A 14,163-nucleotide genomic window follows, 5' to 3' on the forward strand; every position below is an offset into this window, starting at 1 on the left:
GGAAGGGTGAAGGGGCGGGGTGCGCACGACGAAGGGCGCCACCCGCCCGGCCGGCGGATGGCGCCCCTGCGTAGTGTTGCGCCGCGTGAGTTCAGTCCCGCGCCCCCGTGCCGCCGATGCGGCAGACCATCGTGGTCACGAAGGGGCGGAAGCCCTCACGCTCGAAGAAGCGGATGTCGTCGGAGCTGCCTGCGAGCGCGGACAGTTCGATGTCCCGCACGCCCTGCGCGGCCACCTGCAGCCGGATCTCGTCGAGCAGGCCCGACCCCACGCCCGTGCCCTCGGCCTCGGGGTGGATCGCCAGGGTCTGCACCACCGCGACGCGCTCGCCGCGGTCCCAGCTGCCCTGCGGGTTCTCCCGCACGGTCACCATCGCGTACCCGACCGGAACCCCGCCGCGCTCGGCGAGCACCGCCAGCGACGACGGCTCGGTCAGCCAGTTCCGGTACTGGGCGCGGCGGCGGCGCCAGGCCTCGTCCGCCCCGAGCGACGCGATCACGTCCTGCAGGGCGGGGGCGACGGAGGTGTGCTGCTCGTGCACCACGCTCCACAGGTCCGCGAGCTCCTCGACCTCGTCGGTCCCCAGGTAGCGGAACCGCATGTGGCCCTCGGTAGGTGTCGTCGTTTTGGCAGCCAACGAAGTTTGCATGTTCTTCCCACCCGTTCCACCCGCATCGGCGCGCCCTCTCCCCGTAGTAGTCCGCATCCTCTACGGGGTTGAGCTGTGTTCCTGACACTACGTGCATGCCCGGTGAGACAAGTGGCCGACACGAAGAAAAGGACGGTGTGACGTGTCGAAGTCAGAAGAATTGAAGGATTTTACGATTTTGGGACCCGGAGGTGTCGGCGGCCTGCTCGCGGCCCTGCTGGCGCGCGCGGGCGAGCGCACCCGGGTGCTGGCGGCCGAGGGGACCGCCGCGCGCATCGCCGACTCCGGCCTGTCGGTCGACTCGCCCGTCTACGGCGGCTTCACCGCCCGGCCGGAGGCGGTCCCCGCGCTGTCCGAGCCCACCGACGTCCTCTTCGTGACGACGAAGGGCACCGGCCTGCGCGACGCCCTCGCGCGCGTCCCCGCCGAGCACGTGGACGGGGCCCACGTCGTCCCGCTGCTCAACGGCTTCGAGCACGTGGAGATCCTGCGCGACCGCTACCCCGGCGCCCGCGTCCTGCCCGCCGCGATCCACGTCGGCGCCTCCCGTGACGCCCCCGGGGTCGTCCGGCACACCAGCCCCTACAACCGTATGGAGATCGCGGGGGAGGGGGCACGCGCGCTCGCCGACGTGTTGCGCGGGGCCGGCGTCGAGGTGGACGTCGTGGACGACGGCGACCGCGTCCTGTGGGACAAGTACGCCTTCCTCCTGCCGACCGCCCTGGTGTGCGCCCACGCGCTGATGCCGATCGGCCGCGCGCGCGAGGAGCGCCGCGCCGACATGGAGGCGGTGCTGGGGGAGGTGGTGCGTGTCGCGGCCGCCCGAGGCGTGCCCGTCGATGCGGACGCGGTGCGGTGCACCATCGCCGAACGCCCCGCGCACACCCGCCCCTCGCTCCTGTTCGACCGGGAGACCGGTCGCCCGATGGAGACCGACGCCCTGGGCGGGGCTCTCGTCCGTGCCGCACGGGCGGCGGGCCTGGAGGTCCCGGTGACCGAGCGCATCGTCGCGGACCTGGAACGGGAGGAGGCCGATCGGGGGTGAGGGCGTCCGGGCAGGCGTGAGGCCACGGCGTCGAAAAGGCGCTGAGGAGTCGTGGGGTGGACGCCCGTAGCGCGCACTCGGGGCCCGTTTTGGAAGATATGAGGGGTTCGGACAACCGAAGGCCGGGCTGACGGCGCCCCTGCGGCGCGGACCCCGGCGTGCCCCGGCGTGCCCCTGGCGGTCACGCCGCGGCACGCCGGCCGCCCGGCCCCGACAGAAGGAGCCACCATGGCGAACCAGGACCGGACGGGCGACGAGGACCGGGAGCGCGCTGACGCCCCCGAGCGGAACGGCTCCGAGGGGCTGGGCCCCGACGGGCACGGCGGCGCCGAAGGGCCGGGCCGCATCGCGGTCCTGTCCCCCGGAGGCGTGGGCGGCCTGCTGGCCGGCCTCCTCCACCGCGACGGGCACGACGTGACGGTGGTGGCGACCGAGTCCACCGCCGACCGCATCCGCGAGCACGGGCTGCGCGTGGACTCCGCGGCCTTCGGCGACTTCACCGTCCGCCTCCCGGCCGTCCCGCGCCTCCAGGAGCCCGCCGACGTCCTCGTCGTCGGCTGCAAGGCCACCGCCCTCGACGAGGCCCTCGACCGGATCCCCGCGGAGCACGTGCGCGGCGCCCTCGTCGTCCCCCTGCTCAACGGGTTCGAGCACATGCGGGCCCTGCGCAGACGCTTCCCCGGTGCGACGGCGGTCGGCGCGGCCATCCGGGTGGAGTCGACCCGTGTCGCCCCCGGCCACATCGTCCAGTCCAGCCCCTTCGCGGCGTTCGCGATCGCCTCCGACCCCGACCCCGGCCCACGCGCCGCGGCGTTCGCCGACGCGATCGAGGCCACCGGGCTGACGATGAGCGCCCAGGGCACCGAGGACGAGATCCTCTGGAGGAAGATGCACTTCCTCCTGCCGACGGCCCTGGTGTGCACCCACGCCGAGTCCTCCATCGGCGGGGTGCGGACGGGCGGGCGGCGCGCCGACCTGCTGGGCGTCGCCGGGGAGGTGGAGAAGGCCGCCGCACGCATCGGCGTCGCGCTGGACTCCGGCCACATCGAGCGGGCGGTCGACACCATCCCCCCGGACACCAAGCCCTCGATGCTGCGCGACCGCGAAGCGGGACGGCCGATGGAGGTCGACGCCCTCGGCGGGGCCTTCCTGCGCGCCGCCCGGGAGTCGGGGGTGGAGACCCCGGTGACGGCGCGCATCGTCGCCGACCTCGAACGCGTCGACGCCGCCAACCGGAGCGCGCGGAAGGGGTGAGTTCCTCGTCACGGGGCGGCGCCCTGAGGCGCCGCCCCGGACACCGTCGGAAGCGGCGCACGGTGACGGACCGCACCGGCGTCCTCGCGGTCCGCACCCGCCGCCCCGCGCCCGGCCCCGGAGACGCCCGAAGCCCCGCCGAGCAGTGCGTCTCCCGATCGGCACGCGGGCGGCAGGGGCGCCGCCGCCGACGCCGGAAACGCGGCCCGGCCCTGGACCGGACCGCCGATCCGGCTGCCGGATCCGCCGACGGGCGGGTGGAACGGATCACCCTGCCGGGCGCCGACGATGGCCGGAACGCGTTCCGGTCTCGCCTAGATTAAGGATCATGATCGACGTCCGGCGATTGCAGCTGCTGCAGGCGCTGTCCAAACACCGCACCGTGGCGGGCACCGCAGAGGCCCTCAACGTCACCCCCTCCGCCGTCTCACAGCAGCTGGCGGCCCTGTCCAAGGAGACGGGCGCCGCACTGGTCGAGAGGCGCGGGCGCCGCTTCCTGCTCACCGGCGCCGGGCGCGTGCTGCTGGAGCACGCCGACGTCATCTTCGCCGAGATGGAGAGCGCCGAGGCCGACCTCGCCGCCTACTCCGAGGGCGGGGTGGGCGTGGCCCGCGCCGGGTCCTTCTCCACCGGCGTCTCCGACCTGCTGGCCCCGGCCGTCGCCGCGCTGGGCCGCACCCACCCGGGGTGGCGCTTCGAGATCGTCCAGGCCGAGCCCGAGGAGAGCACCGAGCTGCTCAGCACCGGCACCCTGGACCTGGCGGTCACCATGTCCTCGGTGCACCTGCCGCACAGCGGCTCCTCGGAGTTCCGCATGGACCCGATCATGGTGGAGCCCTTCGACGCGGTGCTGCCCTACCACCATCCGCTGGCCTCGCACCCCGACCTGGAACTGGCCTCCGACCTGGCCGACGTCGACTGGATCATGTCGGCGCCGGGCACCGCCTGGTACGACTGCGTCACCGCCGCCTGCAACCAGGCCGGGTTCCAGCCGCGCATCGTGCACACCGTCGACGAGTTCAGCGCGGTGATGGCGCTGGTGCAGGCCGGGCTGGGCGTGGCCCTGATGCCCCGGATGGGGTGGACCGGCCTGGCCTCGCCCAACGTGGTGGTGCGCACGGTCCGCAACACGGCCCGGCGCCACATCATCGCCCTCACCCGGGCGGGCGCCTCGCCCGAGCCGCTGCTCGGCGCGATCCGCGAGGCCGCGAGCAAGGTCCCGGTCCCCGCCGTGGGCCCGCTGATGTCGGTCGGCCCCGGGCAGACGGCCGCCACGGAGGTGTGAAGGGCGGCCACGCCCCTCGTGCGGGCCCACGTGCCCCCGAAGCGCGCCGGGCGTCCGGTGCGCCGCGCGCTAGAGGCCGCGGAAGCCCTCCCGCTCGGGCTCCCCGTGCGTGCCGTCCCGTTCAGGCGGGGCCAGTTCGGCGGGCAGCGGCCCCACCCCGTCGAGGACGTCGCCCGCCGCCTCGTGCAGGCGCCGCGCCACCAGGCGGATCGGCGCCCACGCCCACGCGCCGGTGCGCCCCACCAGGTACACCCTGCGGTTCCCGCCCAGGTCGCCCAGCGGCGAGTGCACCACGCCCCGGCGGGTCGCCGCCGCGAGCTTGGGCATCACCCCCACCGCCTGCCCCGCCGCCACGAAGCGCTCCACGACCTCCAGGTTGTCCACCCGGTGCCGGATGCGCGGGGCGAACCCGGCCGACGCGCACAGGCGCCCCACCAGCTCGTCCTCGTCGCTGCCGCGCGAGTTGGCGATCCAGTGCGCCTCCGACAGCCCCCGCAGCCGCTGCCGTGTGAGCGGGCGGCTGTCGGCCCCGGGGTCGTCGGAGGGCTGGGACAGCAGCAGCGGCTCGGTGCCGATCAGGTGCAGCGTCAGCGAGTCGGGGAAGCGCCGGGGGACCAGGCTGTACTCGTAGACCAGGGCCAGGTCCGCGCCGCCGTCCTGGAGCAGGGCCAGCGCCTCGTCCGGCTCGTGCTCGATGATGCGCACGTCCACGCCCGGGTGCTCGGCCTCCAGGCGGCCCAGCGCGGGCAGCACGATGGGCGTGCTGACGCTGATGAAGGTGGCCAGGTCCACCCGCCCCGCCGGTTCACCGGCCCCGGCCAGCTCGGCCTCGGCGGCCTCCACCCGGGCCAGGATGTCCACCGCGTACGCGGCCAGCCGGTGCCCGGCCGGGGTCAGGCGCACCCGGCGCCCGTCCGCGGCCAGCAGCGCCACCCCCACCTCCCTCTCCAGCACCGCGAAGTGCTTGGAGACCGCGGAGGTGCCCATCCCGGCGACCTCGCCGACGGCGGCCATGGTGCCCAGCCGCTGCAGCTCCACGAGCAGGCGCAGCCGTGTCAGATCCATGTCGTAAAAGTACACGGCCCCTTCGCCTCAGGTCCGTGGACAGAAACAAAGCGCGTGGATCCAATGGTCGGGTGATCATCTCCCTGCTGACCCGAGTGCGCGCCGCGGGCGCGCGGACCCCCGCGCCCCTGCTGGTGCTGTTCGGCATGTTCGCCCTGCACACCGGAAGCGCGCTGGCGGTGCACCTGTTCGACCGGATGGGCGCGATGGGCGTCACGTGGCTGCGGCTGACGTTCGCCGCGGCGGTGCTGGTGGTGCTCTCCGGGCCCGGGCTGTGGACCGCCGTGCGCCGTGCGAGCCGCCGTGAGCTGGGGTCGGTGGTGATCCTGGGCACAGTGAGCGCGGGGATGATGGGCTTCTTCTCCGAGGCCACGGCCCGCATCCCGCTCGGCACCGCCACCGCCCTGGAGTTCCTCGGCCCCCTGGTGGTGGCCGTGGTGGCGATGCGCCGCCGCGCCGAGCTGGTGTGGATCGCCGCCGCGGTGGCCGGGGTGCTCCTGCTGACCCGCCCCTGGACCGGCGGCACCGACCCGGTCGGCATCGCGTTCGGCCTGGCCGGGGCGGTCACGGTCGCGCTGTACATCATCCTGACCCAGAAGGTCGGCGGGAGCTTCCGGCCCGTGCACGCCCTGGCCCTGTCCATGGCGGTCGGCGCGGTGGTCACGGCCCCCTTCGGCGCGCCCTCCGCGCTGGCCGACCCCTCCCCGGAGGGCCTGCTGGCGGTGCTGGGCATCGCCCTGCTCTTCCCCGTCGTGCCGTTCCTGCTGGAGATGGTCGCGCTGCAGCGGATGAGCCGGGCCGCCTTCAGCGTCTTCGCCGCCCTGGAGCCGGCCGTGAGCCTGATCATGGGCATGGTGCTGATCCAGCAGGTGCCGGGCTGGGGGCAGGCCGCCGGGATGATGCTGGTCGTGGCCGCGGGGGCCGGAGCCGCGCGAGGCGACCGCACGCCGCAGGCCGTACCCGCCGGGACCGGGTCCGCCGGAGAGGCCGGGGCCACCGCGGGCGACCGGGGCGGGGCCGTCCGGGACGGGGGCGACGGGCGCGGGCCGCGTAGGGGGCGCTCGCCCGAGCACGTCTGAACGGCGGGCGCGGTCAGGGCTCGCGGCTCAGGGCTCGCGGCGCTTCCCGCCGTACTTCTTGTGCACGGCCTGCTTGCTGATGCCGAGGATCATCGCGATCTCCGACCAGGTGGCGCCCTGCGCGCGCGCACGCCGGACGTGCAGCGTCAGCAGGCGCTCCACCTCGTCGCGCAGCTTGACGGTGGCCATCAGCGCGACCATCGGCGACTCGTCGTGCACCGACTCCGCAAGCTCCGCGATCGTGTCCTGCTCCATGGCACCCAACGCTACGCCTCCCCGAAGGCGGGCGGAAACGCCCGCCCCGGGCGGCCTGAGGCGGGGACAGGACGGAATACGGAGGTCTCACGATCCACTAATGTCGGATCCGACCATGAGCAAAGAATCAGACCTGGAACTGCTGCGCCGCTACGAGCCCGTGCTCCGGTACACCAGAGGCGAGCTGTTCTTCCCCACGGACGTGCGCCCCTACGTCGAGGCCTGCAGCCTCTGGGTCGAGGAGGGCGGCAAGGAACGCGAGGCCGTGCCCGCAGGTGAGCTCGACCTCGACCGGTTGGCCGGTGCGGACCGGGAGTTCCCCGGGCGCTGGGCCCACCTGAGGTTCGTCCAGGAGGCCTCGCTGCGCGCCGAGGCGCGCCGGTTCCGCCGCACCACGCGCCCGGTCATCCCCAAGCACGGCCGCCTGGCCGCCGTCGGCGTGCTCGGGCGCCTGCTGGACGTCCTGGTCAAGGTCTCCCTGCTGATCCGCGGCGCCGTTCCCGGAGGGGTGGCCGCCGCTGCAGCCACCCGCTACCGGGACCGCGTCGACGACGGCGGCGCCGTCTACTACGGCCGCGTCGTGCGCGAGGGCGGCTACATCGCGCTCCAGTACTGGTTCTTCTACGCCATGAACGACTGGCGCTCCATCTACGGGGGCGTCAACGACCACGAGGCCGACTGGGAAAAGGTCATGGTCTACGTGGTCGAGGAGCCCGACGGAAGCACCCGCCCGCTGTGGGTGGGGGCCTCCTCCCACGAATACCGGGGCGACGACCTGCGCCGCTCCTGGGACGACCCGTCCCTGCACCGCATCAACGACCACCCGGTGGTCTACCCGGGCGCCGGGTCGCACTCGCACCAGCTGCTCCCCGGGGACTACCTCATCCAGGTCGACCCGGCCGTGCTGCGGGGCGTGGTGCGGCTGTGGCGCCGCATGACCGAGCGGCTGTTCCCCGGCAGCAGCGGCATGCGGCACGGCATCGGGGTCCCGTTCGTCGACTACGCGCGCGGGGACGGCATCGCCGTGGGCCCAGGCGGCGACCGTGAGTGGCGGCCGGTGCTCATCGACGACGACACCCCGTGGGTGCGCGGCTTCCGCGGCCTGTGGGGGCGCGACACCAAGGACTTCTTCGACGGTGAGCGTGCGCCCAGCGGCCCCCGGTACGAGCGCGACGGGAACGTGCGCCGGTCCTGGTCCGACCCGCTGGAGTGGGTGGGCCTGCAGAAGGTGTCGGCCACCGACGAGGCGGCCCGCACCAGCCTCCGGGAGCACATCGCCGACCTGGAGAAGCGGATCTCCCAGGCCGAAGACGAGATCGCCGAGCGCCGCGACCGGCTGCGCCGCCTGTCGGCCGCGCGCGTGGTGCTCAGGCGTGACGCGCACTCGCGCGAGCGCGGCTCGGAGTACGGCGAGCAGATCGCCGAGCAGGAGCGCGAGCTCGCCGAGCTCTACCGCGAGCGCGTCCTGATCCGGGACGAGATGGAGGAGCACCAGGAGGCGCTCGCCTCGGACACCCCGCTGGCCATGGGCCCCACCGAGCACCTGCGCGCCCCGCACATGCCCTTCTCCTCCGGCGGGCAGCGCCCGTCGCGGTTCCTGAACATCTGGGCCACGCTCAGCACGCCGCTGCTGATCATCGCCCTGGGGGCCAGCCTGTACTTCCTCCGGGGCAGCGACGTGATGCCGGCGATGATCGGCATCGTGTTCATCTTCGCCACCATCGACGCCTTCGCCCGGCGCAAGCTGTGGTCGTTCCTGACCGGGGTGGCGATCCTGGCCCTGGTGGCGGCCGTGATCGCGGGCATCATCGTGGCCTTCGTCCTGAACTGGCGCATCGCCGTGCTGGTACCGACGGGGATCGTGGTGGCGATCCTGCTGTTCGTCAACATCCGCGACCTCGTGCGCAAGTGAGCTGAGGGGGCGGCGCGTCCGCGCCTGGGGCCGACGGCCGCCGGGGAATCGGGCATTCCGGTGCTCCGCCCGTGCGAAGGCGCGTTCCGGTCCCCTGGGGCGGGTGAGAGCGGTGTTCGCACCACCCGCTCGCGCCAGGGGCGTCCGTTCCGCCACCATGGCCGTCCTGTGGGCTGCGTCATCGGCAGGGGCCGGGCGGGCACGTCAACGCGTCGGTGCGGCGCCGGGGATTCGGGCCCCTCAGGAGAGGTCGGCGGATCGGCGGCGCGGGTATCACTCCGGACCGAACCCCGCCGATGCGGGCGCCGAGTGCCGTGCGCCCGCCCTCCCTTCGCCCACCGCACCGGCGCGGACACCGGCCGCGCATCCCCTGCGACCCGTGTGCCGTTTCGCCCCTGGGCCTGTCGAAACGAGGCGCCGCATGAGCCACACCGACCGGACCCCGCAGACCCCGACCTCAGGCGGAGCCGCCGCCCTTCCCGGCCCCCAGCCGCCCGTGCCCGCAACGGTTCCGACCTTCGGGCAAGAAGAGGAGTTCTTCGTCGTCGACCCCGACTCCCGCCTGGTCGCCCCGCGTGCGGGCGACGTCCTCGAAGCCGTCCGCGCCCGGTTCGCGGACCGCCCGGAGTCCGGAGCGCGCTTGGGAGTCGAGATGACCCGCTTCCAGGTCGAGGCCTCGGGCCCGGTGTGCCGCACCGCTGAGGAGATGGCGCGGGGACTGGCGGGGGCCCGGGCCGAGCTGGGCGACGCCGCCGCAGACCGGGGCCTGGCCGTGGCCGCGACCGGCACGGCCGTCCTCGGCGACGTCGCCGCCGCCCCGCTCACTCAAGGGCCGCGCTACCGCGCCATCGCCGACGAGTTCGGTGCGCTGCGCGACTCCCATGCGGTGTGCGGGTGCCATGTGCACGTGGGCGCACGCGGAACCGCCGCCGCGCTGGAGGCCGTCAACCGGCTGCGGCCCTGGCTGCCCGCCCTGCTCGCGCTCACTGCCAACTCGCCGTTCCAGCGCGGGCGCGACACCGGCCACGCGAGCTGGCGCCGGGTGTCCTGGGGGTGGCTGCCTTCGGCCGGGCCGCCGCCCCCGATGGACTCCCCGGCACAGTACGGGCGCGCGGTCCAGGAGCTGACCGCCTCGGGAGCGGCCCTCGACCGGCGCATGGTCTACTGGGACGTCCGCCCCGCCCCGGAACTGCCCACCGTGGAGGTGCGCGTGGGCGACGTGGCCGCCACGGCGGAGGAGGCGGTGCTCGCGGCCGTGCTGGTGCGCGGCCTCGCGGGGGTACCCGCGCCGTCGCCTGGGCCCGCCGACCGCCCTCTGCGCCTGGCCCTGTGGCGGGCGGCCCGAGACGGTCTCGAAGGGGAGGCGTACGACCCCGCGACCGGGGATTCGGAGCCCGCACGCGCCGCGGTGGAGCGGATGTTCGCCCATGCCGAGCCCGCGCTCGCCGCGGCGGGGGAGGCGGCGTCGGCGGCCGCGCTCCTCGAACGGGTCGTCGCGGCGGGGTCGGGGGCGCGACGCCAGCGCGCGGCCTACGCCCGGCGCGGGCGCCTGAGCGATGTCGTCGACCTCCTGGTCCGCCAGACCCGGTACGGCCTCGCCGCCACCGAGAAGTGATGGCTCAGCCGAGGCCGGAGGCGCGGATGGTGATGTTCAGCCGTCCGTCGAGGCCCAGTTCGGCGGGGCCCGTTCCGGGCATGGTGCGGGGGACGCCGTGGTAGGCCATCCGCGACGGCCCGCCGAAGACGAACAGGTCGCCGCTGCGGAGTACGACGTCGGTATAGGGGCGGTTGCGGTTCTCGGTGTTGCCGAACCGGAAGACGCACGCGTCGCCCAGGCTCAGCGACACCACCGGCGCATCGGCCTCCTCCTCGCGGTCCTGGTGCATTCCCATCCTGGCGTCGCCGTCGTAGAAGTTCACCAGGGCCACGTCGTACTCGGGCGCCTCCTCGGGCGGGGGCGCCCCGTAGGCGGCGGCGACACCGTCGTGCGCCAGTTCCCCGAGGATGCGCGGGAACGGACGCACCGCCTCGCCGCCGGGCAGGCTCCTGCTGTAGGCGTAGGGCCGCCAGAACCAGCCCAGCGACGTCATGCGGACGCTCATCTCGCCGCCGCGCGGCATGCGGTGGCGCAGCATGCCGCCGGGGCCGCGCGACCAGCGGCGGCACAGGTCGACCAGTTCGGTCTGGGCGTCCGGGCGCAGCCACCCGGGCACGTGCACCGCCCCGGGGGCGACCTCGGTCGGCCCGGCCTCGAACAGTGCTTCGCTCATCGGACCCGTCCTTCCGGTTCGCGCCGGCAGCGCACTTCGAGGATGCCCTGCACCGCGGTGACGTTCGCGGCGCTCGGCCGCTCCAGCGCGCGCTCGGCGCCGTCGGGGTGGAAACCGAAGGCGGCGTAGAAGCCGATGGCGCGCCGGTTCCCCTTCAGTACCCACAGCAGCGCCGGATCCCCGTCCAGGTGGGTGAGGGCCGCGGCCATCAGGGCGCGACCGACGCCTCCGCGCCAGGCGGCCGGGGCGACGTAGCACGCGTAGACCTCGTTCGCCCCGGGCGGGGCGTCGCCGTCGCGGGCCGGGCCGTAGCTGAGCCACCCCGCGACACGGCCGTCCACGTCGGCGACCAGGTCGGTCCCCAGGGGGTCGTCCAATTGGGCGGTGCGTCGCCCGTGGTCGGGTGCCAGGCCGTCCAGGACCTCGTCCGGCATGAGGCCGCGGTAGGCCGACCTCCAACCGGCGACTCTGATCTCTTCGATCGGCGCGGCGTCGCCGGAGCGCGCATGGCGGACCGTGACCGCGGGCGATGATGGGGCCATGGATCCATGCCACCACCGCCGAACCCGGCGAGGCAATCGGATTCCGTGGCTGTGATTGGCCGCACGGCGTCCTTTCCGTCCGCTTTGTCGGCCCTTCGGCGCGGCACGGTGGTGCTCACCGGCCCTCCGGCTAGTGTGATGGCCCGGGGGGTGATCGCCGTGGCGCAGCGCCGACCGTTGGACTGGCTTCCCGGGCTCCGCGGCACCCGGCGCCACGAGCGCCGGGGCGCGCCGAGCGAGGCGCCCGAGTACTCCATGGACCCCCGGGCCGAAGACGAGGGGGAGACCCCGCCGCTGCGGCAGAGCGTCATCGACGCCGCCATCTACGTCGACGGCAAGCGGGGCGAGGGGCCCGAGGACATCTCCGACCTGGCCGAGCTGCACAGGCGGACCTACGCCGAACCGGGCGCCATGGCCTGGGTGGGGCTGTACCGCCCCGCGGCCTCGCAGCTCGTCGTGGTGGCCGAGGAGTTCGGACTGCACGAGCTCGCCGTCGAGGACGCGATCGTCGCCCACCAGCGCCCCAAGCTGGAGCGCTACGGCCAGACACTGTTCGTCGTGCTCAAGGCGGCCCGCTACCTCGACGACGAGGAGGAGGTCCGCTTCGGTGAGCTGCACGTGTTCACCGGCCCGCGCTTCGTGCTGACGGTGCGCCACGCCGAGGCCCCCGACCTGGCGGCGGTGCGGCGGCGCCTGGAGGGCGACCCGGACCTGCTCGCCCTGGGGCCCGAGGCGGTGCTGTACGCGATCATGGACACCGTCGTCGACGGGTACGCGCCGGTGGTGGCGGGGCTCCAGAACGACATCGACGAGATCGAGACGCAGGTGTTCAACGGGGACCCCGCGGCGTCCCGGCGCATCTACAAGCTCTCGCGCGAGGTCATCGAGTTCCAGCGCGCGACGCGCCCGCTGCTGTCCATGCTCAGGCGGCTGGCCGAGGGGTTCGACCGCTACGGCACCGACGAGGAGCTCCGGCGGCACCTGCGCGACGTGGCCGACCACGCCACGACGGTCGCCGAGCGCGTGGACGGCTTCCGGCAGATGCTCCAGGACATCCTCCAGGTGAACGCCACCCTGGTCTCGCAGCGGCAGAACGAGGAGATGCGCCGCCTCACCGAGGCCAGCTACGAGCAGGGGGAGAACACCAAGAAGATCTCCGCCTGGGCCGCCATTCTTTTCGCGCCCAGCCTGGTGGGCGCCGTTTACGGCATGAACTTCACCCACATGCCGGAGCTCCACTGGATCTTCGGGTATCCCCTGGCGCTGGTGCTGATGCTGGGGATCAGTGTCACCCTCTATGTGGTGTTCAAGGTGCGCGACTGGATGTGAGGCCCTCGGCCCCGGGTCACAGGCCGAGGACGAGGTTGCTGGGCGCGACGACCAGGCCGACGATGACGAGGACGGCGCCCCAGAGAAGCTGTCCCCTGATAAGGGCGAACACGCCGGCGACGATGAGAACGATTCCGAGTATGAGGAGAAGCAGTCCCATGGGAGTCCTCTGACCCCGGCGGTGATCGACTAACGCCCGTTCCCGCGTTCTTGGGCCCACTCCGACAGCGGCCGCCCTTCGATCGCGGCGGCCATCAGGTCGGGGAAGTCGTCGGGGGAGCAGGCGAAGGCCGGGATGCCCAGGGCGGCCAGGGCGGAGGCGTTCTGCGGGTCGTAGGCGGGCGTGCCGTCGTCGGAGAGCGCGGGCAGGACCACCACCCGCACCCCGGCGGAGCGCAGCGCGGCCAGGCGGCGGAGCATCTCGTCGGGGGAACCGCCCTCGTGCAGGTCGGAGATGAGGACCAGGACCGTCTCGGCGGGGCTGGTGATGAGCCGCTCGCAGTAGGCGAGCGCGCGCCCGACGTCGGTCCCGCCGCCGATGGAGGCCCCGAACAGCGTGTCCACCGGGTCGGAGAGGCGGTCGGTCAGGTCGGCCACGTCGCTGCCGAACGCCACCAGGCGGGTGCGCAGGGAGTGCAGCGAGGCCAGGACCGAGGCGAACACCCCCGCGTACACCAGGGAGGCGGCCATCGAACCGCTCTGGTCGACGGCGAGCACCACCTGGCCGCGCACCCCCGGGCCGCTGCGGGCCCGGCCCACGACCGAGGCGGGGACCAGCACGCCGCGCTCGGGCACGTAGTGGCGCAGGTTGCGGCGGATGGTGGCGTGCCAGTCGACGTCGGCGGCCGAGCGGGGGCGGCGGGTGCGCGCGGAGCGGTCCAGGGCGCCGCGCAGCTCCGAGCGCATCCGGTGCGCCAGGCGCTCCTCAAGGTCGTCGGTGACCCGCCGGACAAGGGTGCGGGCGGGCGCGCGGGCCTCCTCGGGCAGGGAGTCGGCCAGCGCCAGTACCGCCGCGGCCAGATGGACGTCCGGCCGGACCTCCTCCGCAAGGCCCGGATCGAGGAGCATGCGCCGCACCCCGAGGCGGTCGAGGGCGTCGTCCTGGAGGACGCGCACGATGCGCGCGGGGAAGAGGTCGCGGACCTCGCCGAGCCAGCGCGCGACGCGGGGAGAGGAGTCGCCGAGCGTCGCCCCGCGCGGAGCGGAGCCGTCCGGGGCGCGGTCGGAGCCGTCGGGGCCTCCGTCGTAGAGGGCGGCGAGCGCGGAGTCGACCCGTGCATCGCGCCCGTGCAAGGGGCCGTACCCGGACGGTTCGCCGAGGACGAGGCGCCAACGCCGCAGCCGCTCGCCGGAGGCGTCGGTGGCGGGTACGGGCGCGGTCGCGTCGGCGGACGGGGGGACACCGGGGTGCGTCATGGCTCTCCAATGGGGACGTCGGTGTCGGGACGTAGGGGCGCTTCTCGCGGGGAGCCCCGTCA

14 protein-coding genes are annotated in these 14,163 nt (G+C 74.2%); 7 read left to right on the plus strand and 7 right to left on the minus strand.

Features of this window, described 5'->3' with window-relative positions; all coding sequences use genetic code 11:
* Positions 1-91: 91 nt before the first annotated feature.
* Entirely contained in the window at positions 92-601 is a 510-nt protein-coding gene (locus tag O4U47_RS10845) for a GNAT family N-acetyltransferase (RefSeq protein ID WP_270677660.1), read from the minus strand.
* 226 nt (positions 602-827) lie between these two features.
* Between O4U47_RS10845 and O4U47_RS10850 the strand changes: the two genes are divergently transcribed.
* The 3 genes from O4U47_RS10850 to O4U47_RS10860 all read left to right on the plus strand — a co-directional run bounded on the left by O4U47_RS10850 (position 828) and on the right by O4U47_RS10860 (position 4,233).
* Positions 828-1,694: a ketopantoate reductase family protein gene (locus O4U47_RS10850; protein ID WP_270677661.1), complete on the plus strand. Its 867-nt coding sequence runs from the start codon at positions 828-830 to the stop codon at positions 1,692-1,694.
* Between the two features lie 228 nt (positions 1,695-1,922).
* Positions 1,923-2,948 carry a ketopantoate reductase family protein gene (locus O4U47_RS10855; RefSeq protein ID WP_270677662.1) on the plus strand — a complete coding sequence of 342 codons (1,026 nt, stop codon included), beginning with the start codon at positions 1,923-1,925 and terminating at the stop codon, positions 2,946-2,948.
* A 328-nt stretch (positions 2,949-3,276) separates the two neighbouring features.
* On the plus strand, positions 3,277-4,233 hold the full coding sequence (locus tag O4U47_RS10860) for a LysR family transcriptional regulator (protein WP_270677663.1): 957 nt from the start codon (positions 3,277-3,279) through the stop codon (positions 4,231-4,233).
* Between the two features lie 69 nt (positions 4,234-4,302).
* On the opposite strand, the gene O4U47_RS10865 is transcribed toward O4U47_RS10860, so the two are convergent.
* A complete protein-coding gene (locus O4U47_RS10865) occupies positions 4,303-5,298 on the minus strand; it encodes a LysR family transcriptional regulator (RefSeq protein ID WP_270677664.1) in 996 nt (331 codons plus the stop codon).
* Positions 5,299-5,369: 71 nt separating this feature from the next.
* On the opposite strand from O4U47_RS10865, the gene O4U47_RS10870 reads away from it, so the two are divergent.
* A complete protein-coding gene (locus tag O4U47_RS10870; protein ID WP_270677665.1) occupies positions 5,370-6,377 on the plus strand; it encodes an EamA family transporter in 1,008 nt (335 codons plus the stop codon).
* A gap of 27 nt (positions 6,378-6,404) precedes the next feature.
* On the opposite strand, the gene O4U47_RS10875 is transcribed toward O4U47_RS10870, so the two are convergent.
* Complete coding sequence (locus O4U47_RS10875; RefSeq protein WP_017624373.1) at positions 6,405-6,632, minus strand: hypothetical protein; 228 nt, start codon at positions 6,630-6,632, stop codon at positions 6,405-6,407.
* Between the two features lie 115 nt (positions 6,633-6,747).
* Between O4U47_RS10875 and O4U47_RS10880 the strand changes: the two genes are divergently transcribed.
* A complete protein-coding gene (locus tag O4U47_RS10880) occupies positions 6,748-8,544 on the plus strand; it encodes a cation:proton antiporter (protein ID WP_270677666.1) in 1,797 nt (598 codons plus the stop codon).
* 421 nt (positions 8,545-8,965) lie between these two features.
* Positions 8,966-10,159 (plus strand): carboxylate-amine ligase, encoded by a 1,194-nt coding sequence (locus O4U47_RS10885; protein ID WP_270677667.1) that lies wholly within the window; start codon positions 8,966-8,968, stop codon positions 10,157-10,159.
* Positions 10,160-10,163: 4 nt separating this feature from the next.
* Here O4U47_RS10885 and O4U47_RS10890 read toward each other — a convergent pair whose 3' ends face one another.
* Both O4U47_RS10890 and O4U47_RS10895 read right to left on the minus strand, forming a co-directional pair.
* Entirely contained in the window at positions 10,164-10,814 is a 651-nt protein-coding gene (locus O4U47_RS10890; RefSeq protein ID WP_270677668.1) for an alpha-ketoglutarate-dependent dioxygenase AlkB family protein, read from the minus strand.
* The gene (locus O4U47_RS10895) at positions 10,811-11,356 is read right to left on the minus strand and encodes a GNAT family N-acetyltransferase (RefSeq protein WP_270677669.1); all 546 of its coding nucleotides are present in this window, start codon (positions 11,354-11,356) and stop codon (positions 10,811-10,813) included. The genes O4U47_RS10890 and O4U47_RS10895 overlap by 4 nt, the downstream gene beginning before the upstream one ends.
* 159 nt (positions 11,357-11,515) lie before the next feature.
* Here O4U47_RS10895 and O4U47_RS10900 point away from each other — a divergent pair, with 159 nt between their 5' ends.
* Positions 11,516-12,685 carry a magnesium and cobalt transport protein CorA gene (locus O4U47_RS10900; RefSeq protein ID WP_270677670.1) on the plus strand — a complete coding sequence of 390 codons (1,170 nt, stop codon included), beginning with the start codon at positions 11,516-11,518 and terminating at the stop codon, positions 12,683-12,685.
* Between the two features lie 16 nt (positions 12,686-12,701).
* Here O4U47_RS10900 and O4U47_RS10905 read toward each other — a convergent pair whose 3' ends face one another.
* Both O4U47_RS10905 and O4U47_RS10910 read right to left on the minus strand, forming a co-directional pair.
* Positions 12,702-12,845 (minus strand): GPGG-motif small membrane protein, encoded by a 144-nt coding sequence (locus O4U47_RS10905; protein WP_270677671.1) that lies wholly within the window; start codon positions 12,843-12,845, stop codon positions 12,702-12,704.
* Positions 12,846-12,874: 29 nt separating this feature from the next.
* Positions 12,875-14,101 (minus strand): VWA domain-containing protein, encoded by a 1,227-nt coding sequence (locus O4U47_RS10910; RefSeq protein WP_270677672.1) that lies wholly within the window; start codon positions 14,099-14,101, stop codon positions 12,875-12,877.
* Positions 14,102-14,163 lie beyond the last annotated feature (62 nt).

The sequence above is a fragment of the Nocardiopsis suaedae genome (assembly GCF_027706745.1).
GTDB classification, from domain to species: Bacteria; Actinomycetota; Actinomycetes; order Streptosporangiales; family Streptosporangiaceae; genus Nocardiopsis_A; species Nocardiopsis_A suaedae.